The following is a 24,211-nucleotide window of genomic DNA, read 5'->3' as shown; positions in this document are numbered from 1 at the left end:
CCTCCTGGCTAGAAGAAGACCTTGGCGGCGGCGAGCACACCCTGCCGCCACGGGTCTCGGCTGGTACGGCCGCTGGCACCGGCCGGCGGACCACTCGCCTGCTGCCCCTGCCACCACCGGAACGTCTCCAGCACCGCGTCGCGGTTGCTGTATCGAGGGCTGAACCCGAGTCGTCGCCGGGCCCGACCGATATCGACGTAGGAGTCGTCCATCAGCTTGTGTAGCAGCCGGCCGTACACCGGGGACAACTTGGTGCGTTCCAGCAGGCCGAGGGCGGCGAGGGCGGGCCGGGCCGGCAGTGCGACCACCCGCTTGCCGTGCCCGGCGGCGTCCAGCACCGCCTGAAAGTCCTCCCGCAGCGTGCCGAACTCGGCGGCGCCGATGTTGTACGTGTCGTTGGCGACCTCGGCCGGTGCCTGCAGCACGGTGACCACCGCTTCGACCAGGTCGGCGACGTGCAGCATCTGGATCCGGACCTGGCCGTCGCCGAGCACCGGGAAGTTACGTCCCTCTTGGGCCCACTGGAACAGCATCGAGAACAGCCCCATCCGGCCGGGGCCGAGGAACGTCTTCGGCCGCAGCACCGGCAGCACCAGGTCAGCGTCACGGTAGCCGACCGCCAGCCGTTCGGCGTCCGCCTTGGCGGTGCTGTAGGGGTCGACCGGCGCGTACGGGTGCTCCTCCGGTGTCGGCACCTGCCGGGGCAGCCCGTAGACCGCGGTGGAGGAGATGTAGACCAGCCGGGGCACCCGTGCGGCACGCACCGCGTCGAGCACCGCCCGGCTGCCGTCGACCACGATGGAGCGAATCTGTGCCGCCGGGTAGCTGGGCAGCGCGGCGGCGCAGTGCACGACCGCGTCGGCTCCGGTCAGCGCCTGCCGCAGCGCGGCCGAGTCCCGCACGTCGCCGATCAGGTGCCGGTAGCCGGGCGGGGCGGTGCCCGGTGCGGGTTCCCGCAGGTCGAGTCCGACCACGTCGACGCCGTCAGCGACCAGCCTTGCCACCACCGACGAGCCGAGCATGCCGGCGGCCCCGGTCACGGCGATCACCACAGCGAGCCGACCTTCTGCGCGACGAACCGGGTCAGCAGCCGGTTGAGGCCCTGGTCGAGGACCTTGTCCAGACTGTCCAGGAAGTACTCGACGTCGTCGTCGGAGGCGACCAGCGGCGGGCCGACCACGAGCGGGCTGGCGCCGTTGAGGGTGTAGTAGGAGTAGATGTCATGGTCGCGGTAGAGCGCGTTGATCACCGCGCAGGTGACCACCTTGGTCCGCAGCTGCGGATCCCGGGCCAGGCCGGCGGGTGCCAGCTTCGCGGCCAGGTCCAGCACCTTGGGGCCGCCGTCGATGAACACTCCCCAGAGCGCGCCCGATCCGGCGACGTCGGCGACCGCGTCGGGGTGCTGTTTGGCGATCCGCCGCAGGCCGGGTGCCAGCAGTTGCTCGATCCGGCGGGCCTGGCCCGGGTAGTCGTCCTCGACGGCGATGTTGACCGCTTCGATCGCGGTGACACATTCCTCGCCGAACCCGTAGTAGGTGGTCGAGGTGGAATGCATCAGCGCGTCCATCGGGTTGTCGTACGCCTTGCGGAAAATTCCTTCCCGGGCGACGTACGCCGAGATGGACGACTTGCCGCCGCCGAACGACTTCGAGGTGGTCAGTACGTCCGGCAGGAGTCCGGGGTAGCGCATGAAGTAGAACAGGCTGCCGGTCTTTCCCCAGCCGGTGTAGATCTCGTCGAAGATGAGCACGATCTTGTGCTCGGTGCACAGGTCACGCAGACCTCGTAGAAACTCCTCCGAGCACCAGCGCATGGTGGAGGCACTGAACGGCTCGATCAGGATGGCGTATACGTCATCGGGATGCGCGGCGACCGCAGCGCGTACCGATTCCAGATCGTCATAGCCGAAGGTCACGACACCGGAAATTCCGGGAAACTTGAAATGGTTCTGCGCTCCGCCGGTCAGGCTGCCGGAGCCGAGGAGTTTTCCGTGGAAACTGATGTCCGCACGCAGGATGGTGTTGCGTCGCCCACCGTGGTGCTTGTAGGCCAGCTTGACCGCGCCCTCGACGGCCTCGGCGCCCGAGTTCGGCAAAAAGGACATGTTCAGGTCACCGGGCAGCACCTCGGCCAGATTGTGGGCCAGCGCGGCGACGTACGGCGAGAAGTAGGTTTTGTGCACCTCCATCCGCTGCCGCTCGGCGAACCGCTGGCGCGCCGCCAGGATGCGGGGATGGTTGTGTCCGTGGTTGAGAACCCCGACCCCGCCGGTGAAGTCGAGGATGCGACGGCCGTCCCGTAGGTACAGGTAGGCGCCTTCGGCCCGGTCGACCAACTCCCGACCGAAACCAAAGGACGTCATCAGCCCGACCTGGCTCCGGTTGACGTACCGCCGGTACAGATCGTGCACCTGCTTGACGGAGAGCCCGTCACAATCATCGACGGTGAACAGATCAGACACCTATCGACCCTTTCTCCAGAACTCGCGGGTGACACCGCATCGGACACGGAGCACCGCCGGGAGCCCTTGCAATTGTGCCGACCAGCACTGAACGACGACTGTAAGGTGACTGGAGCCGCACTGGACGACGAGCTACAGCCAATTGACCACCACCGTGACTACGACTATCGTCTCGGCAGTCACGGTGACACACTTCCCGGCGGTCCCGACATTCGACAAAGGTGGTGTCCGTGCCCCCGCACGTATCGGTCGTCATCCCCGCCTACAACAGCGAACGGACCCTGCACGCCTGCCTGAGTGCGGTGTATGGACAGACCCACCCGCCGGTGGAGGTGATCGTGATCGACGACGCGAGCACCGACCGGACCCGGGAGATCGCCCGGCGGTTCCCGGTACGGCTGCTGCAGACTCCGGTCAACAGCGGCCCGGCCGCCGCCCGCAACCGCGGGATCAAGGCGAGCACCGGCGACGTGATCTTCTTCGTCGACGCCGACTGCGCGCCGACGCCGACCGCGGTCGCCACCGCGCTGCGGATCATGGCTGACGAACCGGACATCGACTGCGTCCACGGCGTGTACCTCACCGAGCCGTTGTACGACGACGGCCCGGTCGAGGCGTACCGGTTGCTGCACGCCCACTACTGGCGGGTGCGCAACACCGGCCGGGTACGCACCGCGATCTTCGCGCTGTGCGCGGTCCGTCGCTCGGTCTTCGACGACGTCGGGTTCTTCGACGAACGGCTCCGCGCCTCCGAGGACGTCGAGTTGAGCGATCGGATGGCCGACCGGCACGGCATCTGGTTGTCCGCCGACGTGACCTGTCGGCACGATGACGACAGCCGGCTCTGGCCGATGCTGCGCAAGCAGTTCGGCCGCTCGCAGATGCTGGTGCCGGTGGCGGTACGGGAACGGGGCCCGGCCGGGCTGCGGGCCAACCGGCCGGGCGGGGTACTGGCCGCCGCAGCGGTGCTCGGCACCCTGCCGTTGGCCGTGCTGACTCCGGTGCTGCTGGTCCTGCCAGGGCTCGCCCTGACCTGGTTCGTCGTCGCCGACCCCGGGCTGGCCGGCTTCGTCCGCCGGGAACGGGGCACCGCGTTCCTCGCCCTGTTCCTCGGCCTGCACTTCCTGGTCCACCTGGCCATCGTCTGCGGCGGCGCAGTCGGCGGGGTGCGCTTCCTGCTGGACTCAGACTTCGGACCGACCCACCGACTGGCCCCGGGGACGAGCCGGTGAACCAGCTGCCGATACTGCGAGCGAAAGCGCTGGAGGCCGGCTTCCTCGGCGTACGGACCTTCCACCGGCTCCGGCCGGTGTCCCCGTCGGCGCGGCGCAGCTGGCCGGTGTTCCGGGTCGGGGCCGGTACGGTCGCACTCACCGTCGACGACGGTCCGGACCCCCGATGGACTCCCGCGCTGCTGGATCTCCTCGCCCGGCACCGGGTGCCGGCGACGTTCTTCCTGATCGGCGACCGGGTCGCCGAGCATCCGGAGCTGGCCCGCCGGATCGTGGCCGCCGGCCACCGGATCGGCAACCACTCGCTGCGCCACCCGATGCCGTTCGCGGCGCTCGACGCCGACCGGTTGCACCGCGAGATCCACCATGCCCAGCAGCGGATCCACGACGCCACCGGGGTCGCCGCCCGGCTGTTCAGGGCACCGAGCGGCGGCTGGTCGGCGCGGGTGCTGGCGGCCACCGTCGACGCCGGGCTGACCCCGGTCGACTGGACGGTCAACTCCAGCGACTGGAAGGAACCCGGCGTCGGCCACATCACCCGTACCCTGTCGCGCGCCGGCTCCGGTCACGTGCTGCTCTGCCACGACGGCGGTGGTGACCGCTCGCAGACGGTCACCGCGCTGGGCACCGTGATCCCCCGGCTGCTGGACCGCGGGCTGCGGTTCGTCCCGGTCCCCGACCGCCCTACCGCCGCCGAGGAGGCGTGATGGCTCACCCGTTGTTCCGGCTCGCCGCCCGGGCGCTCAACTGGCCGCTGACCGTCCTGGTCCGCCCGTACCCCCGGGTGAACGCCGTGATGTGGGACCTGCAGTACGCGCTGGGGTTGTGGCGGTATCTCGACGAGGGGCGTGACCGCGCCCCGCTGGAACTCGCTCAACGGGTCACGCCGCGACCACGCATCCTGGACCTGGGCTGCGGTACGACCGTCAATCTGGCGCTGCCGCCCGGCGGGTACCGGCACTACCACGGTGTCGACATCAGCCGGGCGGCGATCCGCCGGGCCCGCGCGCTGCGCCGGCCGGACACGTCGTTCGAGGCCGCAGACCTGTTGACGTACCGCACCGACGAGCGCTACGACGTGGTCCTGTTCCGCGAGGTGCTCTACTACTTCAGCGTCGACGACGCGGTCGGTCTACTGCACCGCGCGGCCGACCTGCTGCGACCGGGCGGGCGGGTGCTGGTCTGGGTGTACGACGGGACCACCGACGCCGGCCGCGAACTGCTGTCCCGGGCCCGTAGCTGCGGGCTGCCGGTGCACGATGAGCTTGTCGGTGGGGCGGCCGACGCGGGCAGCGTTCTGGTGCTGGGTGCCGCCGATCCGGCGCGCAGTGGCCGGTCGTGACCGCCCGCGACGCCCTACCGACGGACGTGGCCCGCGCCGGGGCCGCGCCGGTGGGCGACCGACGACCGGCGGTACGCAGTTGGCTGTTAGCCGGGGCGTTCGCCGCCGCACTGGGCGTCGCCGCCGGCGTGCTGCACCACACCACCGGCCTGTTCTGGGGGGACCTGGCCGCGTACCGGGCGGGTGCGGTCGCCGCCGCCGGCGGTGACGGGCAGCTGTACCAGGCGGTCCACCGCACCCCGGACGGCATCGCGCTCGGCTTCACCTACCCGCCGTTCGCCGCGTTGCTGATGCAGCCGCTGGCCGTGGTCGCGATGCCGGTCGCCGTCGCGGGGTGGACGGCGGCGAGCGTGGTGGTGCTGGTCGCGATCATCCGGCTGACCCTGCGGTGGATCGGGCCGCCCGCCCGGCAAGGGCTGATGTGGACGGCCGGCGGCCTGGTCGGCGCGTTGCCGATCTTCGCGGTGACCGGCCACTTGCAGGTCGGCCAGGTAGGGCTGCTCCTGACCTGGCTGGTGCTGATCGACCTGGTCGCCGGCCGGGGCGGCCGATGGCACGGGCTCGGGATAGGTGTCGCCGCCGGGATCAAGCTCACGCCGCTGATCTTCATCGGCTACCTGGTGCTGACCGGACGGCTGCGGGCCGCCGCCACCGCGACCGTCGCGTTCGCCGCCACGATCGGCGTCGGCTTCGCCTGGCGGCCGACCGACTCGAACTGGTTCTGGACCGGCGGGCTGCTGGACACCGACCGGGTCACCGGGGATCCCCGGACCATCCTGAACCAGTCGTTGTCCGGCGCGGTGACCCGGGTGCTGGACGAACCGCGGCCTGGTCTGCCGTGGCTGGTGGTCGCGGTGCTGGTCGGCGCGGCCGGGATGACCGTCGCGGTCCGCTGCGCGCGGGCCGGCGACGAACTGCTGGCGGTGCTCGCCTGCGCGGCCACCGGGCTGCTGGTCTCCCCTGTCTCCTGGCACCACCACTGGGTGTGGTGGGTGCCGGCGCTGCTGGTCCTCGTCGTTGACCAACGGTGGTACGGCCGCAGGTCGACGATCCTCACGGCCGCCGCCGGCTGGCTGGTCCTGGTGGGCAGCACGAGCTGGGTACTGGCCAGTCCGGGCGGGTGGGACCTGCACTTCTCCGGGCTCGGGCTGATCTACAGCAACCTGTACGTGCTGCTGGCGCTCGGTGGGCTCGGGCTGCTCGGCTGGCGGGTACGGCCGGACCGAACCGGACCCCGGCGGCGGGCGGCGGCAGCGGTAGGGCCGGCCGACGGCGGGACGAGGCGGTGATCTGCACCAAATTCGGCTATCTGCCCGACGGCACCGAGAACTGGTCGGCCAGCGAGATCGAGGCGTCGGTGCAGCGCAGCGCCCGCCGGATGGACGTCGACCACGTCGACATCGTGGAGCTGCACAACCCGCCGCCGGAGATCCTCGACGGCAGCCGCAGCGACCACTACGACGATCGTCAAGGAGACCGGCCGCCGGTGGTCAGCCGCGTTCCAGCAGGTGACCGATGACCTGCGGGGCCAGCATCACCGGGGTGCCCGAACTGTCCCGGCGCGGATCAAGCTGCGGCAACGCCACCGACTCCCCGGACGGGGTGGCACCGACCGGGCGGGAGCCCACCCAGGCCAGTTCCAGCCCTGACTCGCCCTTGAGGAACCGCTGCACCCGGACCCCACCGGTGGCCCGGCCCTTAGCTGGATACTCGGCGAACGGCGTGACCTTGACGTTGTGCCCGGTGGAGGTGACCACCATCGGCTCCCCGTGGACCGGGTCGTCGGTCCGTACGGCGGCGAAGAACAGCACCCGGGCATCGGCCGCGAGGTTGATCCCGGCCATGCCGCCGCCCTTGAGCCCTTGCGGACGGACCAGCTTCGCGGCGAACCGCAGCAGCGAGGCGTCAGTGGTGACGAACACCAGGCTCTCGGTGCCGTCGGTCAGCCAACTGGCTCCGACGACCTCGTCGCCGTCGCGCAGACCGATCACCTCGAACTCGTCGGCGCGTACCGGCCAGTCCGGCGCGCAGACCTTCACCACGCCGTGGCGGGTGCCCAGCGCGAGTCCCGGCGCGTCCCGTTGGGTGGCCGGGGCCAGGCCGACAACCTGCTCACCCGCGCTCAACGGCAGCAGTTCGGCGACCGGCATGCCGCCGGACAGCGACACCGTTCCGGACCGCTGCGGCAGCACCGGCAACGGCAGGACGTCGGTACGGACCGCCCGGCCGGTGCTGGTGATCAGCAGCACCTGGCCACGGGCGGTGGCCGGCACCACGGCCTGCACCGCGTCGTGCCGGGCCCGGCTGTTGCGCCGGGCATCCTCGACCGACTCCTCGCTCTCGGCGACGGTGCGGGCGACCAGCCCGGTGGCGGACAGGATGACCTGGCAGGGGTCGTCGGCGACCTCCAGCGGACCGGCCGGGACCGAGGCGGCCAGCACCTCCTTGAGGTCGCCGTCGACGAGAGTGGTCCGCCGGGGGGTGGCGAACTGCTTGGCCACCTTGGCCAGCTCGTCGGAGACCAGCTTCCGCAGCGCCGCGGGGTCGTCGAGGATCCGCGACAGCTCGGCGATCTCGCTACGCAGCCGGTCCTGCTCGGCCTCGAGCTCGATCCGGTCGAACCGGGTCAGCCGGCGCAGCGGGGTGTCCAGGATGTAGCCGGCCTGCACGGCGGTCAGCCCGAACTCGGCCATCAGCGCGTCCCGCGCCGCCTGCGCATCGTCGCTGCCCCGGATCAGCCGCACCACCCGGTCGATGTCGAGCAGGGCGATCAGCAGACCGTCGACCAGGTGCAGTCGATCCTGGCGGCGGCTCCGTCGGTAGAGGCTGCGTCGGGTGACGACGTCGTACCGGTGGGCCAGGAAGGCTTCCAGTAGCTCCTTCAGCCCGAGCGTACGTGGCTGCCCGTCGACCAGCACCAGGTTGTTGACACCGAACGACTGCTCCATCGGGGTCAGCCGGTAGAGATCGGCGAGCAACGCCTGCGGGTTGACCCCGATCTTGCATTCGATGACCAGGCGGGTGCCGTTCTCCCGGTCGGTCAGGTCCTTGACGTCGGCGATGCCCTGCAACCGTTTGGTCTTGTTGACCTCTTCGGTGATCTTCTCGATGATCCGCTCGGTACCGACCCCGTAGGGCAGCTCGGTCACCGTGATCGCCTGCCGCCCACGGCTGCCCTCGAGCAGGCCGATCTGCACCTTGGCGCGCATCCGCACCACCCCACGCCCGGTGGCGAACGCACGTCGCACCTCGTCGAGTCCGAGCAGCAGACCACCGGTCGGCAGATCCGGGCCGGGGACGAACTCCATCAGCTTGTCGAGGCTCGCGTCGGGATGGCGGATCAGCCAGCGGGTGGCCGCGACGACCTCACCGAGATTGTGCGGGATCATGTTGGTCGCCATCCCGACGGCGATCCCGGACGCGCCGTTGACCAGCAGATTCGGGAAGGCCGCCGGCAACACCTTCGGCTCGGTCAACGAGCCGTCGTAGTTGGGCTTGAAGTCGACGGTCTCCTCGTCGAGCTCGCCGACGAGCAGCATCGCCGGGCGGGACATCCGCGCCTCGGTGTAGCGGCTGGCCGCCGGACCGTCGTCGGGGGACCCGAAGTTGCCGTGCCCGTCGACCAGCGGCACGTTGAGCGAGAAGTGCTGCGCCATCCGGACCATCGCGTCGTAGATCGCGGTGTCGCCGTGCGGGTGGAACTTGCCCATCACGTCGCCCACCACCCGAGCCGACTTGACGTAGCCCCGGTCCGGGCGGTGCCCCTGCTCGCTCATCGAGTAGAGGATCCGTCGGTGCACCGGTTTGAGCCCGTCCCGGGCGTCGGGCAGGGCTCGGGCGTAGATGACCGAGTAGGCGTACTCCAGGTAGGAGTCCTGGATCTCGGTCTCCAGCGGGTTGTCCAGGATCCGGGCGCCGGCCTGGTCGAACGCGGACAGGTCGACCCCGGACTGCTTGCTCTTGCTACGTGCCATCTCTACGTTTCCAGCGCTTCCTCGATCGAGCGGGTCATGCTCAGGCGTCGATGCTCTCCTGGTCGACCCGGCCGGCCGAGTCGATCAGCCAGTTGCGGCGCGGCTCGACCTTCTCCCCCATCAGCAGCTCCAGGGTGCGGTCGGCGACCTCCACGTCGGCCAGGGTGATCCGGCGTACCGAGCGAGTCGCCGGGTTCATGGTGGTCTCCCACAATTCGTCGGCGTCCATCTCGCCGAGGCCTTTGAACCGGGGCACCGGGGTGACGACCTGTCGCCCGGCCCGCTCGATGCGCCGTACGGTCTGCTCCATCTCGGCCTCGGTGAAGGTGAAGATGGTCTCCGCGTTGCGGCCCTTGGTGGTGATCTTGTGGAGCGGAGGCATCGCCGCGTACAGCCGGCCGGCCTCGATCACCGGGCGCAGGTACTTGGCGAACAGGGTGATCAGCAGGGTCCGGATGTGCGAGCCATCCACGTCCGCGTCGGCCATCAGGATCACCCGGCCGTACCGCATGGCGGCCAGGTCGAAGGTACGCCCGGTGCCGGCCCCGAGGACCTGGACGATCGCCGCCACCTCGGCGTTGCGCAACGTGTCGGCCAGGTTGGCCTTCTGCACGTTGAGGATCTTGCCCCGGATCGGCAGCAGGGCCTGGTACTCGGCGACCCGGGCCATCCGGGCCGAGCCGAGCGCGCTGTCGCCCTCCACGATGAACAGTTCGCTGCGTTGCAGGCCGGTCGACCGGCAGTCGACCAGCTTCGGCGGCATGGACGCCCCTTCCAGGGCGGTCTTGCGCCGGGCGGCGTCCTTCTGCTGCTTCTGAGTGAGCCGGACCCGGGCCGCGTCGACGACCTTCTGCAGCACGGTCCGGGCCTCGGTACGGGTCCGGCGGTCCTCCACCCAGGACTTGATGTGCCGCTCCACCACCGTCTGCACCACCCGGGTGATGCCGGCGGTGGAGAGCTCGTCCTTGGTCTGCGAGGTGAACTGGGGCTCCGGGATCCGCACGTGCACCACGGCCGTCATGCCTTCGAGGACGTCGTCGACGGTCGGCGGATCCTCCTTGGGCTTGAGCAGGCCCCGGCTGTTGCGTACCGCGTCCACGACGGCCCGGGTCACCCCGCGTTCGAAACCCCGCCGGTGGGTGCCGCCGTGCACGTTACGGATGGTGTTGGTGAAGCACTCGACGGTCCGCTCGTAGCCGGTGCCCCAGCCGAGGGCGACCTCCACCTCGGCCCGACGCTCGACGTCGGACTGCATCACGCCGTTGGCGTCGGCGGCGTTCTCCTTGTAGGTGCCGGTGCCGGTGATGAACAGCGTGCCGCTGACCGGTCGGTCCCCGGTCGGGGTGAGGAACTCCACCATCTCGACCAGGCCCCGGGGATGGTGGTACACCTCCTCGGCCAGCTCGCCGGAGGTGGCGTCGCGCAGCACGTAGGTGACCCCGGGCACCAGGAAGGCGGTGTTGCGCAGTCGGGTCCGCACGGCCGTCACGTCGAGTGCGGCACCGGCGTCGAAGTAGCGGGCGTCGTACCAGTAGCGGATGGAGGTGCCGGTGGCCTCGCCGCGCTTCATCCGGCCGACCGCCCGCAGCCCCGACTGCTTGGTGAAACCGGCGGCCGGGCCGGGGCCGTCGAAGACCCCCGGGACGCCCCGCTGGAACGACATCTCCGACACCCGGCCGGCCCGCTTGACCCGTACGTCGAACCGTAGCGAGAGCGCGTTCACCGCCGACGCGCCGACCCCGTGCAGGCCGCCGGACGCCTTGTAACCGGAGCCGCCGAACTTGCCGCCGGCGTGCAGCCGGGTCAGCACCAGTTCGACCCCGGACAGCCCGGACCGGGTGTGTACGTCGGTCGGGATGCCCCGGCCGTCGTCGTCGACCTGGACCGAACCGTCGGCGTGCAGGGTCACCTCGACCCGGCTGGCGTGGCCGGCGACGCCCTCGTCGGTGGAGTTGTCGAGGATCTCGTTGAGCAGATGGCCGACGCCCCGGCTGTCGGTGGAGCCGATGTACATGCCGGGCCGCTTGCGGACGGCCTCCAGCCCTTCCAGGTGGGTGAGGTCGTCTGCTCCGTACAGCGTCTCAGATTGTGCAGTCAACGCGTCGAACTCCCGGTGCCGGCCAACGGTGCCCCGCCTCGCCGATGGACAGGACCGGCCGGCAGGGCAACGACGGTGGCCTGCGAGCCACCGTCCGACGAGCGTAACCGCAGCCACCGACAGCGCCGCGCCGGGCCGGTACCGGGGTGTCGCCGGGCCCGCGCTCCCGGTCGCCGCACGCGGACGGGGCCGGTACGCGGGACGTCCCGCGTACCGGCCCCGTCCTGGGGTGGTTGCCGTCAGCCGGCGCTGCAGGTCGGGGTCATCCCGCTGCCGGTGCCAGTGCCCTGGAAGCCGAACTGGGTCGACTGCCCGGCACCGATCTGGCCGTTCCACGGTGCGTTGCTGAAGCGCACCGTGCCGGTGCTACCGCTGGCCTGCGAGTTCCACGCGTTGGTGACCGCCGCTCCGGACGGCAGGGTCATGGTGACCGTCCAACTGCTGGTCGAGGCGGACCCGGCGGTCACCCGCACGTTCGCCACGAAGCCACCTGGCCACTGGTCGAGCGAGATCACCGAGGCTGAGCAGTTGCCACCGCCCGGCGGCTGCGAGGTCGGCGGGGCCGTGGTGGGCGGCGGGGCCGTGGTCGGCGGCGGCGCCGTCGTGGGCGGCGCGGTGGTCGGCGGCGGGGTGCCGCCGGCGTTCAGCGCGGCGAGGGTCGCGTCGTACGCCTGCTTCTTGTTGCCGTTGCACTCGAACAGCAGCGGGGTGCCGCCGCTGCGCCACGAGTCGCAGTCCCGGATGCCCCAGGTGGTGATGCCGGTGCAGCGGGACACCGCCAGGCAGTCCTGCACCACGTTGCGGTAGGTGTTGGCCTGGCTGCTGCCGGAGCCTTCGATGTCGAGCTCGGTGATCTGCACGTCGACGCCGAGGGCGGCGAAGCTGGACAGCGTGGTGCGGTAGTTCGACGGGTACGGCGAGCCGCTGTTGAAGTGCGACTGCAGGCCGACGCAGTCGATCGGCACGCCGCGCTGCTTGAAGTCACGGACCATGTTGTACGCGGCCTGGGTCTTGGCCCAGGACCAGTTGTCGATGTTGTAGTCGTTGTAGCAGAGCTTGGCGCCGGGGTCGGCGGCGCGGGCGGCCCGGAACGCCGCCTCGATCCAGTCGTTGCCGGTGCGCTGCAGGTTGGAGTCGCGTCGGGCACCGCTACCGCCGTCGGCGAAGGCCTCGTTCACCACGTCCCAGGAGTGGATCTTGCCCCGGTAGTAGGAGGCGACCTGGGTGACGTGGTTCAGCATGGCCTGGCGCAGTGGGGCGCCTTCCATCTGCTGCATCCAGCCGGGTTGCTGGGAGTGCCAGGCGAGGGTGTGGCCACGGACGGCCATGCCGCGGGAGATGGCGTGGTTGACGATCCGGTCGCCGTTGCTGAAGTTGAACTGGCCCTGCTGCGGCTCGGTGGCGTCGAGTTTCATCTCGTTCTCGGCGGTGACGCTGTTGAACTCCCGGTTGAGGATGTTCACGTACGTCGAGTCGCTGAGCTTGTTGGCCGCGACGGCGGTACCGAAGTACCGGCCGGACTGCTCCGCGGCCGCGCCGAGCGTGGACTCGGCGGCGCTGGCGGAGGTCGCGTACAGCATCGCGGTACCGGCGGCGAGGGCGACCACCGCGGCGGAGGCCAACGCGGCCCGCGGTCCCCTTCTCCTCGGTCTGCTGGCGGATTGATGGGTCATGGTGATGGTTGCCTCTCGGTGCGGAGTGTGGTCGACAGGTGAACCTCGGCCACACATCGACTTTGATCGAAGTGCTGTTGAGCGATGCTAACGGAAAACTTCCGGTAACTCAATGACCAAGACTGATGCCGGCCGACCCGCTGTTCAACCAGCGATCCGAAGGATCGCAGCACGGCATCGGCACCTGATGGCGAGACCAGAGGTACCGAAATTTTCGGAAAAGATCCGGGCAGATCCGGACACCGCGCGCAACACCGTCAGCGGCACCGTCGCGCTACGGGTCGGCGGTGTCGGCCGCGCCCGGACAATGCGGCAAGGACACCAGCCGGCCGGCTGCGACTCGCCCGGCCGCTGTATGGAACTCTGTCAGATGAGCGCCCCGGGAGGAAGCACCTTGACGGACTCGACACCGGTCACCCTGCACGACGTCCGCGACGCGGCCGCGCGGATAGCCGGCGCCGCGCACCGCACCCCCGTGCTGCGCTCGCGCACTCTGGACGCCATGGTCGGCGCCGAGGTCTTCGTCAAGTGCGAAAACCTGCAACGGGTCGGGGCGTTCAAGTTTCGTGGCGCCTACAACACGATCTCCCGGCTGTCCCCGGCCCAGCTGGCCCGGGGCATCGCCGCGTACTCGTCCGGCAACCACGCCCAGGCCGTCGCGCTGGCCGCCCGGGAGTTGGGCAGCACCGCAGTGATCGTGATGCCGCAGGACACCCCGGCGGCCAAGACGGCGGCGGTCCGCGGCTACGGGGCCGAGATCGTCACCTACGACCGGTACACCGGTGACCGGGTCGCCATCGGTACGGCGTTGGCCGCCGAGCGCGGGCTGACCCTGGTTCCACCGTACGATCACCCGCACGTCATCGCCGGGCAGGGCACCGCAGCGCTCGAGCTGGTCGAGGAGGTCGGCCCGCTCGACGCGCTGCTGGTGCCGGTCGGTGGCGGCGGGCTGGCGGCGGGCACCGCAGTCGCCTCGAAAGGACTACTGCCCCGGATCCGGGTGATCGGCGTCGAACCGGCGGCCGGCGACGACACGTTGCGATCGCTGGCCGCCGGCCGGCGGGTCACCATCCCGGTGCCACGCACGATCGCCGACGGGCAGGCCGCCGAGACGCCCGGTGAGCTGACCTTCGCGATCAACCAGCAACTGCTCGACGACATCGCGCTGGTCGACGACGACGAGATCCGGGCGGCGATGCGGTTCGCCTTCGACCGGATGCGGATCGTCGTCGAGCCCAGCGGCGCGACCGGGTTGGCCGCCCTACTGGCAGGTCGGCCGGTATCGACGCTACGGCGGGTCGGTGTGATCGTCTCCGGCGGCAACGTCGACACCCGGCGCTTCATCGACCTGCTGTCCACCGCCGGTTGATCCCAGGCTGGCTGATCCCCAGGCCGTGAACCGGCACGGCCGGCAACCGGCCGGGTAACTCACCCGACGCGGGTGATGCGGGCCGGTCTCGGCCCGACCTACGGTGCACCGGGGACGTCACACGGCGTGAGGAGGTGGGGCCGGATGGTCGACACGGTCGAGGACGCGCTGGATCGGCTGGCCCGCGACGCAAGCTCGGTCCTGACCCGGCTGCCACCCCGGCTGAGCGGCACCGTTCGCTTCGACGTGCACGAGGAGAGCAGGACGACGCATTGGTTTGTCACCCTGGGAACCGGGAAGGTCCAGGTGTCGTCGACGGGGCCCGAGCCGGATTCGATCGTCCGCAGCGACCGGGTCTGCTTCGACCGGCTGGCCCGGGGCGAGGACCGGTTCATCCCCCTGCTGTTCCGTAACGCCGTCGTCGTCGAGGGAGACCTGGGGCTCGCGGACCAGCTCTGCCGGGTCCTTTTCGGCCGCGTCCCGGCCGGGCTGCACCCAAGGGACTTCACCCGGAGAGGGGGCGCCGAGAATGAACGAGAAGACAGTCAGCATTCTTGACGGGAACACCTTCGTGGTGACTGACGAGCGCGGCGATGTCACCGCCTCACCGGACCTGCCGACCGGCCTGTTCTCGTTTGACACGCGCTTCCTGTCCACCTGGGTGCTCCGGATCGACGGCCACCGGTTGAACGCACTGTCCCAGGACGACCTGCACTTCTTCGAGACCCGGTTCTTCCTCGTGCCCGGCCGGCCCACCCACTACGTCGACGCCAAGCTGTCCGTCATTCGTGAGCAGTCGATCGGCGCGGCGTTCGTCGAGCGGCTCACCGTGCTCAACCACGACATCGCGCCGGCCACCCTGACCCTGCGAGTCGACATGGACACCGACTTCGCGGACCTGTTCGAGATCAAGGACGTCCAGCACAAGCGCGGTACGAAGTCGGTCCACCACGACGAAGGTCGGCTGCGATACAGCTACCGGCGGGAGACCTTCCAGCGGGACACCGTCATCTCCAGCACACTCGCGGCCCGGATCGACGACGACGGCATGACGTTCGACGTCACCCTGGAGCCGCGCGGTCAATGGCAGACCGAGCTCCGGGTGGAACCGGTGATCAACGGCGGCGACACCGCGTCGCCGACCATCTGGGGGGCCTACCGACGCCGGGCCCGACCGCAGCTACGCCAGGAGCTCGAGCACTGGGTCGACCAGGCGCCGGAGTTGCTCGCCGACAATCCCAACCTCACCACGGCGTACGAGCGGAGCCTGATCGACCTTGCCGCGATGCGGTACGCCTCGCTGACCGCCACCGGGCCGATCCCGACCGCCGGACTGCCCTGGTTCATGACGCTCTTCGGCCGGGACAGCATCTTCATCAGTCTGCAGACCATGCCGTTCCTGCCCCGGCTCACTCCCCCGGTGCTGCGGCTACTCGGCTCGTTGCAGGGCGGCAGCCTCGACGACCTGCGCGAGGAGGAGCCCGGCAAGATCCTGCACGAGTTCCGGTACGGCGAGTCGGCGGCGTTCGAGGAGCAGCCACACACTCCGTACTACGGCTCGGCCGACGCGACTCCGCTGTTCGTGATCCTGCTAGACGAGTACGAGCGGTGGAGCGGCGACGTCGAACTGGTCCGCGGGCTCGAACGCCAGGCCCGCGCCGCGCTGCACTGGATCGACGAGTACGGGGACCTGGTCGGCAACGGCTACGTCTCCTACTGGCGACGCAACACCCGCAATGGCCTGGAGAACCAGTGTTGGAAGGACTCCTGGGACGCGATCTCCTACCGTGACGGACGGCTGTCCGCACTGCCGAGGGCAACCTGCGAGCTGCAGGGCTACGTTTACGACGCCAAGATTCGTGGCGCCCGGCTGGCCCGCAAATTCTGGAACGACCCGGCGTACGCCGACCGGCTGGAGCGGGAGGCGGCCGACCTGAAGCAGCGGTTCAACCGCGACTTCTGGGTGGCCGACGGCGAATACTACGCGCTCGCGCTCGACCCGGACGGCACCCCGGTCGACGCGCTGGCGTCGAACATGGGGCACCTGCTGTGGAGCGGCATCGTCGAGCCGGACCGGGCCGGCAAGGTGGCCGAGCATCTGCTCGGGCCGGCGATGTTCTCCGGCTGGGGGGTACGGACGTTGGCCGAGACCGAGGCACGGTACAACCCGGTCGGCTATCACGTGGGGTCGGTCTGGCCGTTCGACAACTCGATCATCGCGTGGGGGCTGCGCCGGTACGGGTTCCGGGAGGAGGCCGCCCGGATCGCCGAAGGGATGATCGAGGCGTCCGGGTTCTTCGACGGACGGCTGCCGGAGGCCTTCGCCGGCTACCGGCGCGAGTTGACCGGATATCCGGTCGAGTACCCGACGGCATGCAGCCCGCAAGGCTGGTCGGCGGGGGCGGTCCTGCTGCTACTGCGGACCATGCTGGATCTCACCCCGTACCAGGACCATCTGGGCGTCGACCCGCATCTCCCGCCGTCGATACCTCGGATCGAACTGCTCGACGTACCCGGCCGGTGGGGCCGGGCGGACGCGCTAGGCCGGCGGGCTGAGAGTCATCAGCGGCAGCACACCGGGCTGCTCGCCCGGCTCGGACGCACCGACAACGGCTGATTCGGGGCGGTCACGCCCCGGGACGGGTCATCGGGGGTGACGGGTACGTTCGACGAGTGCCGCACCGCGCCGCGCGGCCGCACCGGCGTCCACCGACAGGTCCGGGTCATCAGCCGGACGCGGCACGCACAGCAGCAACGCCGCCGGCTGGACCGTCACCCGCAGGGTGGCGCCGGGCTCAATCAGGTCGCCGTCGAGCTCGCGGGGTTGGTCGCGGTCACTCATCACCGACACCTCGCGCCCCCGGTACACCTGCATCCGCGGCACCCGTCGCCGGCCCCGCACCAGTGCCCAGGCCAGCGCGAGCCAGTGCCGCAGCGTCCGTGGCGTCAGCACGGCGACGTCGAGCAGACCGTCGTCCGGTTCGGCGTCGGCCAGCAGGGTCATCCCGCCCTGCAGCCGGCCGACGTTGGCCACCAGCACGGTGCGGGCCCGGGTCCGTACCGGCGGCTGGTCGTCGATCTGGACCCGCACCGGCACCGGCCGGTCCCGCAGGTGCCGCACGGCGCCGGCAACGTACGCCGGCCAGCCGATCCGCGCCTTGGCCTGTTCGGACGTGGCGGCCAGCATGCTCGCGTCGAACCCCATGCCGGCCATCACCACAAAGCAGCGTTCGTCGTCGAGCCGACCGACGTCGAGCCGGCGGGTCTGCCGTTCCACCGCGACCTCGAGCCCGGCCGCGAGGTCGGTCGACAGCCCCAGGTTGGCGGCGAGCAGGTTACCGGTGCCGGCCGGCAGGATGGCCAGCGCCACGTCGGTGCCGACCAGGCCGGCGACACACGACATCACGGTGCCGTCGCCGCCGCAGGCGAACACGACGTCGACCCCGGCCGCGACCGCGTCCCGGGCCTGCGTCCGCCCCGGTTCGGCGACCGTCGTCTCCAGCCAGATCGGTGCCGCCCAGCCGGCTTCGGCCAGGGTCGCGTCGACCGCCGTACGGAGGTCGTCGAGGTCGGCGACCTTCGTCGGGTTGACCACCACGGCGGACCGTACCGGCGCTGTCTGCTTCTGCACCAGGTCAGTGTGGGCCACCGGGGCCGGCGCGGACCAGTCGACGCCGGTCCGCGCCGTCGGTGGGCGGTGTCTCCGTCGGCGGCGACACCGCCCACCGGGTCAGCCGGTGACGCGGAAGGTGGCGTCGGCGCGTGCCTGCGCGTCGGCGATCGGGTCGAGGCGCAACTGGTAGCCGTAGTGCCGGATGTAGCGGTCCGGGAAGTTGTAGGACTGGAACGACGACCATCCGGCGTCGGCCAGGCCGGCGACCCGGCGGAAGGTGGCGTCGGCGGCGAAGACCGCCGAGCCGTCGTCGGGTGCCAACTCGAAGTCGTACGCGTAGTGCCGCAGGTAGTGGCCCGGATAGTTGACCGATTCGATCGAGACGTGCCCCGAGCCGCCGGTCAGGCCGGGCACCAGCCGGAACTGCGCGTCCTGCGCCGGGCTGACGTTGGCGTCGATGCGCACGTCGAAGTTGGCGTGCCGCACGTAGCGATCCGGGTAGTTGTACGACTGGATCCGGTTCACCGGGGTGGTCGCGCCCCAGCGGGCAAGCACCCGGGACTGCTCGGCCGCGGTCAGGTTGAGGATCGATCCGTGCCGCTTGCGGCTGCCGCCCATGCTGTAGTCCGACCGGGTCCGGAAGTTGCCCGTACTGCCGAGGTTGGTCGAGGTGACCGGCAGGTAGCCGCGGCCGGTGGCGTACTGGTCAAGCCAGAGCACCCACTCGTTACGGCCGTTGAACTGGGCCCACATCGGGCCCTCGACCACGTTGCCGCCGCCGGTGCCGTTGGAGATGCCCAGGTGTGACAGGTTGCCGAGGGTCGTCCAGTTACCGAGGATCGAGTTGCTCGCCTCGATGGTGATGTGACCGTCGGCCGACGCCCGGTAGTAGCGGTAGCCGCCGACGCTGTTCGGGACCTCGATGATCTGGGTGTCGATGATGCCCTGGCCGCTACCCCGGTCGATGTAGAGCTGCGGAGTACCGACGGTACGGAAGTCGCTGGTCCGCGCGTACCAGATGCGGTGCTTGGTGACCCCGTTGCGGGCCGAGTTGGTCGCCCAGTAGACGACGTAGTCCCCGGTCACCGGGTTGTAGATCGCCTCCGGCGCCCAGGCGTTACCGGCGCCTGCGATACCGCCGGCGACGTTGAGCAGCCACGGTGCCGACCAGTTGACCAGGTCGGTGGACTCCCAGACGACGATCGAGGTGCTGCCCCGGTTGGCGGCGTCGTTCCAGGAGGTGCCGCTGGCGATCCGCAGATCGGTGGCGATGATCCAGTACCGGTCGCCGGCCGGTGCGCGAACCAGGACCGGATCCCGCACGCCACGTGTGCCCACTGTGGATATCAGGACCGGGCTGCCGTTGTTGAGGTCGGTCCAGTGCAGCCCGTCGGTGCTGTGCGCCAGATGAATCTGCTCGCCGTTGGCCGACTCACCGGTGAAGTGGGCCATCAGGTATCCGGTGAACGGATCGAGGGCGGCAGCCGGTCTCGCCGCAGTCACCGACCATGAGGTGAACAGCAGGCAGGCGGCGGCGAGGACGGCGCTGAGCCGGGCAAGGGTTCTCGGCATCGGGTCTCCTTCTGTCGGAGTTGGGCGGGTCCGGCCAATGCCGGTGGTCCGCCGCCTACCGGGCTGGTGCGATGCGAACTCACCGGCTGGGCACGATCGGGCGGATCGTGCCGTCGGCGGCAAACTCCATCGGGTCGATGACGACCTCCCGGTTGGTGCCGTTGCCGGCCGGTACGGCGAAGCGGTGGTAGGCGATGTGCCAGGTGTCCCTGTCCGGGGCGCTGACCACCGAGTGGTGCCCGGTGCCCCGGATCCCGTCGGCGAGTCGCTTCTGCAGCGAGTAGCAGTCCGGCGAAGCCAGTCCGTTGACGATCACGAAGGTGGTATCGAGCCGGGTCTGCTGCGGGCTCGACGTACCCACCGGATCGAGTCGGACCCCCTGGTCCTGGTGGCGCAGGAACCGGCCGGGGTAGTTGACCGACTCCAGCGACGCGGCACCGGACGGCAGGGACGCCGCAGCCGCCATCGAGCGGGTGTCGCCGCCACCGGCTACGGCGTCGCCGGTGACAACGGGCAGACCGGCACAGACCAGGGTGGCGAGCACGAACGCCGAGCCGGTATGCATTCGAACCCTCCGATGTTAGCGCTAACACACCACCTGATGTGATTGCCATGTGATTGCCGGATTGAATCGACAGTGTTAACTGCCCGCAGGGTCGATGTCAATGGGTCGCGGGCCGGCGGCGGGTACCCGTGTCCGCCGGGGAGTCGGCCAGCGGCTCCCCGGCGCTGCTTAAGCTGGTGCATGCTCGATGAACTCGTCGCACGCGCCCACCGGCTTGTCCCCCGCCATGGCCGACTCGTCCTCGGCATCACCGGCTGCCCGGCGGCGGGCAAGTCGACGCTGGCGGCGCTGCTGGTCGCCGGACTGCGGCAGGTCGGGGTCCCGGCGGCGCTGGTGCCGATGGACGGCTTCCACCTGTCCGACGCGGCGCTGGACCGGCTCGGCCGGCGCGACCGCAAAGGTGCCATCGACACCTTCGACGGCGACGGCTACCTCGCCCTGCTGCACCGGCTGCGGACCGAACGACACCGGACCGTCTGGGCGCCGGGTTTCGAACGCGACCTCGAACAACCGGTGGCCGGCACCATCGCGGTCGACCCACCGGCACGCCTGGTCGTCACCGAAGGAAACTACCTGCTCGCGGACGCAGAGCCCTGGCCGGCGGTGCGCGCGCTGCTGGCCGAGGTGTGGTTCTGCCAACTCGACGACGACGTACGGCGGGACCGTCTCATCCGCCGGCACATCGAGTTCGGCAAATCACCTGCTGCCGCCCACGCCTGGGTGGCCACGGTGGACGACCCGAACGCCCGGTTGATCGAGGCCGGCCGGGACCGGGCCGACCTGGTCGTCGACATGACCGCGTTGGGGCCGGCCGACGGTAACGCTCCGCGCCCGGTTGACCGGCCCCGGCCCGCCGCGCGCTAACAGCACGGCTGCCCGCCGCTCCGGTCCGGCGGGTCCTCGGCTCCGCCGGAGGAGGGAACCGCCGTTGAACCGTCCGCCCGGGCCAGCAGAAACAACGGGAGCAGCACCGCCGCACCGGCGCTGACCGCCAAGACCGGGTACCCGACGGTGCCGAGCACCATTCCGGCACCGACACTGGCCACCGCCGAGGCACCCCAGGCGATCGCGTCCACGCCACCCTGGACGTGCTGGCGGTCAGCGAGTGTCAACGACTGGGTGAGCAGACCGCTGCCGCCGACGAAGGTGAGGTTCCAGCCGGAACCGAGTAGGAACAGCGCGACGTACAGCTGCGCGCTTGCGGCCGCCGGCACCAACGCGACCATCGTGGACAGGGCGATCAACCCGACACCGGCGAGGATCGCCGTCCGTGCCCCGAACCGATCGACGATGTGCCCGGACAGCGGCGCCAGCAGGAACATGCCGAGCAGGTGTGCGCTGACCACCGCACCTACGGCGCCGAGGCCGTGACCGTGCATGTCCATGTGCAGCGGCGTCATCGTCATCACGGCGACCATCGACACCTGGCCGGCGGTCATCGACACCACCGCGGTACGGACCACCGGACGTCGCCACACCCCGGCCGACACGGCACCGGGCCCCGGGGCACCATGCCGCGTGCCGGCGCGGGTCGTCGGTAGGGTCGCCGACGCCGCTGCCGCGGTACCCGCACCGACCAGCGCCAGGAGGTACGGCCCGGCGAGCGGCGGCAGACCCAGCCCGGCGGAGAACCGCGCGAGTGGCGCGATCAGGTTTGGCCCGGCCAACGCACCGACCGTGCCCGCCCAGACGATAACGCCGACCGCGAAGCCCTTGCGGTCGGGCGGGTACAGGTCCGCCGCGCAGTACCGGGACAGCTGCGCTCCGCCGTTGCCGACACCGAGCAGCAGCATGCCGACCATCAGCGGGCCCGCCGCGTCGGCCAGCACGGCGCCGCCCGCGACAACCGCACCGACGACCGCGATCAGGTAGCCCAGCACGAGCGCGGAACGGCTGCCGCGTCTGGCCAGCACGGCGGCCAGCGTCAGGGTGCCGACGGCGGAGCCGACGATCCCGGCCGCGTTCGGTATGCCGCTCCACAGCGGGCTGAGCAACTGCGCTCCGACGAGGGTGCTCACCGTGCTCGCACCGACCATCGACACGTTGGTCACCGCCGCTCCGGTGAACAGCGCGGCCATCGGACGGTGTCGGGTCCGGCGGGCCTCGACCGCTGCGGGCACCATGGTCAGCCGGGGCTCTCGACGACGATGCCCCTGGGCGCTGGCACAGACATACGTTGACCTCTTCTACGAGACGTCGGCTGTGGCGGGACGTTGTCAAGATTCTTTACGGCGGGCGGCTGCAGGGCTTCTCCGGCGTTGCCCGGCCGACGTGCCGGGGTACAGCCGACGGGCGGGCCATCGGGGTCGCCGATGGCCCGCCCTGCGCGGTGCCGGCCGGCTCACGGCGTACCGCGGCCGGAAGTGCCCGGGTCGGAGGCGTCAGTTCGGGGCGTGGACTCCGGTCGCCGCGTAGTCCTTGATGGATCCCCGCACGTACATCTCGCTCCCCGTGTTACCGGAGAAGTACTGTTCGATGGAGCCGGGGAACGGCGTGGTGGAGGCGTTGCGTCCGTACACGTCGGTGTAGACCGTGGATGGCCCGCTGTTGCGCACCGAGAAGGTGCCGGGCCGGTACTCGCGCAGGGTGCCCTTGAACGGTGAGCGCGGATCGTCCCAGCCGACCTGTTGGCCGGTCTGCTGGGTCACCTGCCGAGCCTCGGCGCAATAGTCGCCACCGGCCAGGTCCGTGTAGCACAGGTCGACGATCCGGCCCATCCTGTTCGGCAGGCTCGGGTCGTAGTACCGGGACGGGTTGACGACGTAGAACAGCGGCGCGAGGTGAAAGTCCAGCCCGGAGCCCGTCACCTGCACGTCTGAGAACCAGAAGTCGTCCATGTCGGAAACCGTGAACGGCACCGGGTTGGGGTAGAGCGGGTCGAAGTGGGTACGGCCCTCCCGGATCGCGGCGATACAGCCGGTCTCCGCGATCAGCCGGCCCAACGAGCGGGTGTCCGACGGCGAGTCCGCCGGCACCGGAGGTGCGACGTTGATGAACGGGCGACCGAAGCCGGGGCATTCGCTGGGGCTGAAGCCGCCGGGTCGACCGAGCGGGATCATCGCGTTGTACCGGGCCTCGGTGACCGGGCCGCCGTTGCTCCCGACGCAGCGCTGGTTGAACAGCAACTCGTGGACGTTGTTGGTGAACGCGTCCGGCGAGTGGGTGCCCTGGTGGAACTTCAGCAGGATGTCGCAGACGGCGACGGTGGGCCCCTGCGGCGGGAAGAAGCTGGTGCCGTTGTCCCCCTGGATGACGTTGCTGTTGTTCACCACCAGCACCTTGTGCCCGACGTGGTCCTCGTGGCGGTGACTGTGGTCGGGCATGTTGTCCAGCATGACCTCGCTGGTGTAGCCGAAGGCGGGCCAGCCGGCGGTGCCGTACAGGTCCGAGGTCCGCGGATCGTCACCGTGCTCGTGGCCGAAGTAGCAGCCGCTCGGGTCCCGGGTCGGGTGCCAGGTCGGGTAGACCTTGCCGTCCGGGCCGTAGGTCCAGTACCGGGCGTGGATCTCGACCGAGCACTCCCCGGCCCGCGGCAGGTAGCCCTTCTCGTTGGCGGTGGCGATCAGTTCGTACGCCCGGCTCCTGGGCGCGCTCGCCGGCGGCAACGCCGTACCCCAGGTCGGGTCGCCGGGTGGCATCGTCGGCGGTGCGGTGGTCGGCGGTGGACTGGACGGCGGTGCGGTCGTGGACGGTGGGGTGGTGGGGTCAGCCGGCGACCCAGTACAGGTGGTGCCGTTGAGCGCGAAGCTGGTCGGCGCGGTGTTGCTGCCGTTCCACGACCCGTTGAAGCCGAACGAGGTGGTCGCCCCGGTGGCGATGTTGCCGTTGTAGCTGGCATTGCGGGCGGTGACCTGTCCACCGCTCTGCGACACCGTGGCGTTCCACGCCTGGGTGATCTGCTGACCGTTGCCGTAGCTCCAGGTCAGCGTCCACGAGCTGACCGGGTCACCGAGGTTGGTGACGGCCACGTTGGCGGTGAAGCCACCCGGCCACTGCGAGGCGACAGAGTAGGTGACGCCGCACCCGACGGCAGCGTACGCGGCCGTGACGGCCACTCCGCTTCCGCCGACGACGGCTGCCACGGTCGCGGCTGACCACAGCCGGGACCGGTACCGGTGTAAGCGCATGTGCTGGCTCTCCTCCACTGTTGTGCGGACGGATCGACAGGGCGCGCTGTCACCTACGGTCGACCACCCCGGGCGGCCTGGAGCGCGAGGTGTCCCGGTGTGGCGCGGCACGGGTGGCACCAGGCAGCGCGGCGTGGTGGATCGTCCGAAGGGAAGACAGCGAACGCACCATCAATAGATGCTTG

19 protein-coding genes are annotated in these 24,211 nt (G+C 70.4%); 9 read left to right on the top strand and 10 right to left on the bottom strand.

The window, feature by feature from the left end:
* Positions 1 to 8 precede the first annotated feature (8 nt).
* Complete coding sequence (locus O7629_RS10415; protein WP_278168886.1) at positions 9 to 1,052, bottom strand: NAD-dependent epimerase/dehydratase family protein; 1,044 nt, start codon at positions 1,050 to 1,052, stop codon at positions 9 to 11.
* Entirely contained in the window at positions 1,046 to 2,362 is a 1,317-nt protein-coding gene (locus O7629_RS10410; protein ID WP_278174483.1) for an aspartate aminotransferase family protein, read from the bottom strand. The genes O7629_RS10415 and O7629_RS10410 overlap by 7 nt, the downstream gene beginning before the upstream one ends.
* Before the next feature lie 320 nt (positions 2,363 to 2,682).
* Between O7629_RS10410 and O7629_RS10405 the strand changes: the two genes are divergently transcribed.
* Genes O7629_RS10405 through O7629_RS10385 form a run of 5 tightly spaced genes read left to right on the top strand, consistent with a single transcriptional unit; the run spans position 2,683 to position 6,554 of the window.
* Entirely contained in the window at positions 2,683 to 3,693 is a 1,011-nt protein-coding gene (locus O7629_RS10405; protein ID WP_347403663.1) for a glycosyltransferase, read from the top strand.
* Positions 3,690 to 4,400 (top strand): polysaccharide deacetylase family protein, encoded by a 711-nt coding sequence (locus O7629_RS10400; protein ID WP_278168884.1) that lies wholly within the window; start codon positions 3,690 to 3,692, stop codon positions 4,398 to 4,400. The genes O7629_RS10405 and O7629_RS10400 overlap by 4 nt, the downstream gene beginning before the upstream one ends.
* Positions 4,400 to 5,035 (top strand): class I SAM-dependent methyltransferase, encoded by a 636-nt coding sequence (locus O7629_RS10395; protein ID WP_278168883.1) that lies wholly within the window; start codon positions 4,400 to 4,402, stop codon positions 5,033 to 5,035. Before O7629_RS10400 ends, O7629_RS10395 begins: the two co-directional genes overlap by 1 nt.
* A 50-nt stretch (positions 5,036 to 5,085) precedes the next feature.
* On the top strand, positions 5,086 to 6,324 hold the full coding sequence (locus tag O7629_RS10390; protein WP_278174482.1) for a glycosyltransferase 87 family protein: 1,239 nt from the start codon (positions 5,086 to 5,088) through the stop codon (positions 6,322 to 6,324).
* Entirely contained in the window at positions 6,321 to 6,554 is a 234-nt protein-coding gene (locus tag O7629_RS10385; RefSeq protein ID WP_278168882.1) for an aldo/keto reductase, read from the top strand. The genes O7629_RS10390 and O7629_RS10385 overlap by 4 nt, the downstream gene beginning before the upstream one ends.
* Here O7629_RS10385 and O7629_RS10380 read toward each other — a convergent pair.
* From O7629_RS10380 to O7629_RS10370, 3 genes are all read right to left on the bottom strand, one after another.
* Positions 6,526 to 9,009: a DNA topoisomerase (ATP-hydrolyzing) gene (locus O7629_RS10380; RefSeq protein ID WP_278168881.1), complete on the bottom strand. Its 2,484-nt coding sequence runs from the start codon at positions 9,007 to 9,009 to the stop codon at positions 6,526 to 6,528. The two genes, O7629_RS10385 and O7629_RS10380, sit on opposite strands and share 29 nt — an antisense overlap.
* A 40-nt stretch (positions 9,010 to 9,049) precedes the next feature.
* On the bottom strand, positions 9,050 to 11,107 hold the full coding sequence (locus O7629_RS10375) for a DNA topoisomerase IV subunit B (RefSeq protein WP_278168880.1): 2,058 nt from the start codon (positions 11,105 to 11,107) through the stop codon (positions 9,050 to 9,052).
* 239 nt (positions 11,108 to 11,346) lie between these two features.
* Positions 11,347 to 12,687 (bottom strand): endo-1,4-beta-xylanase, encoded by a 1,341-nt coding sequence (locus tag O7629_RS10370; RefSeq protein WP_278174481.1) that lies wholly within the window; start codon positions 12,685 to 12,687, stop codon positions 11,347 to 11,349.
* A gap of 487 nt (positions 12,688 to 13,174) precedes the next feature.
* On the opposite strand from O7629_RS10370, the gene O7629_RS10365 reads away from it, so the two are divergent.
* From O7629_RS10365 to O7629_RS10355, 3 genes are all read left to right on the top strand, one after another.
* Positions 13,175 to 14,149, top strand: a complete 975-nt coding sequence (locus O7629_RS10365) for a threo-3-hydroxy-L-aspartate ammonia-lyase (protein WP_278168879.1) — start codon at positions 13,175 to 13,177, stop codon at positions 14,147 to 14,149.
* 144 nt (positions 14,150 to 14,293) lie between these two features.
* Complete coding sequence (locus tag O7629_RS10360) at positions 14,294 to 14,707, top strand: SCP2 sterol-binding domain-containing protein (protein WP_278168878.1); 414 nt, start codon at positions 14,294 to 14,296, stop codon at positions 14,705 to 14,707.
* Positions 14,679 to 16,766: a glycogen debranching N-terminal domain-containing protein gene (locus O7629_RS10355; RefSeq protein WP_278168877.1), complete on the top strand. Its 2,088-nt coding sequence runs from the start codon at positions 14,679 to 14,681 to the stop codon at positions 16,764 to 16,766. Before O7629_RS10360 ends, O7629_RS10355 begins: the two co-directional genes overlap by 29 nt.
* A 27-nt stretch (positions 16,767 to 16,793) precedes the next feature.
* On the opposite strand, the gene O7629_RS10350 is transcribed toward O7629_RS10355, so the two are convergent.
* From O7629_RS10350 to O7629_RS10340, 3 genes are all read right to left on the bottom strand, one after another.
* Entirely contained in the window at positions 16,794 to 17,780 is a 987-nt protein-coding gene (locus O7629_RS10350; protein ID WP_278168876.1) for a diacylglycerol kinase family protein, read from the bottom strand.
* Positions 17,781 to 17,879: 99 nt separating this feature from the next.
* Complete coding sequence (locus tag O7629_RS10345; RefSeq protein WP_278168875.1) at positions 17,880 to 19,334, bottom strand: glycoside hydrolase family 43 protein; 1,455 nt, start codon at positions 19,332 to 19,334, stop codon at positions 17,880 to 17,882.
* A gap of 79 nt (positions 19,335 to 19,413) precedes the next feature.
* Complete coding sequence (locus O7629_RS10340; protein ID WP_278168874.1) at positions 19,414 to 19,899, bottom strand: AbfB domain-containing protein; 486 nt, start codon at positions 19,897 to 19,899, stop codon at positions 19,414 to 19,416.
* Positions 19,900 to 20,079: 180 nt separating this feature from the next.
* On the opposite strand from O7629_RS10340, the gene O7629_RS10335 reads away from it, so the two are divergent.
* The gene (locus tag O7629_RS10335; RefSeq protein WP_278168873.1) at positions 20,080 to 20,763 is read left to right on the top strand and encodes a nucleoside/nucleotide kinase family protein; all 684 of its coding nucleotides are present in this window, start codon (positions 20,080 to 20,082) and stop codon (positions 20,761 to 20,763) included.
* On the opposite strand, the gene O7629_RS10330 is transcribed toward O7629_RS10335, so the two are convergent.
* Positions 20,760 to 22,019 (bottom strand): MFS transporter, encoded by a 1,260-nt coding sequence (locus O7629_RS10330; RefSeq protein ID WP_278168872.1) that lies wholly within the window; start codon positions 22,017 to 22,019, stop codon positions 20,760 to 20,762. The two genes, O7629_RS10335 and O7629_RS10330, sit on opposite strands and share 4 nt — an antisense overlap.
* A gap of 261 nt (positions 22,020 to 22,280) precedes the next feature.
* Positions 22,281 to 24,026 (bottom strand): cellulose-binding domain-containing protein, encoded by a 1,746-nt coding sequence (locus tag O7629_RS10325; protein ID WP_278168871.1) that lies wholly within the window; start codon positions 24,024 to 24,026, stop codon positions 22,281 to 22,283.
* Positions 24,027 to 24,211: the final 185 nt, after the last annotated feature.

Origin of the sequence: Solwaraspora sp. WMMD792 (assembly GCF_029626105.1) — a bacterium.
Classification (GTDB): domain Bacteria; phylum Actinomycetota; class Actinomycetes; order Mycobacteriales; family Micromonosporaceae; genus Micromonospora_E.
Note: the sequence above shows the minus strand (reverse complement) of the source record. Positions and strands in the feature narration are given on the sequence as shown.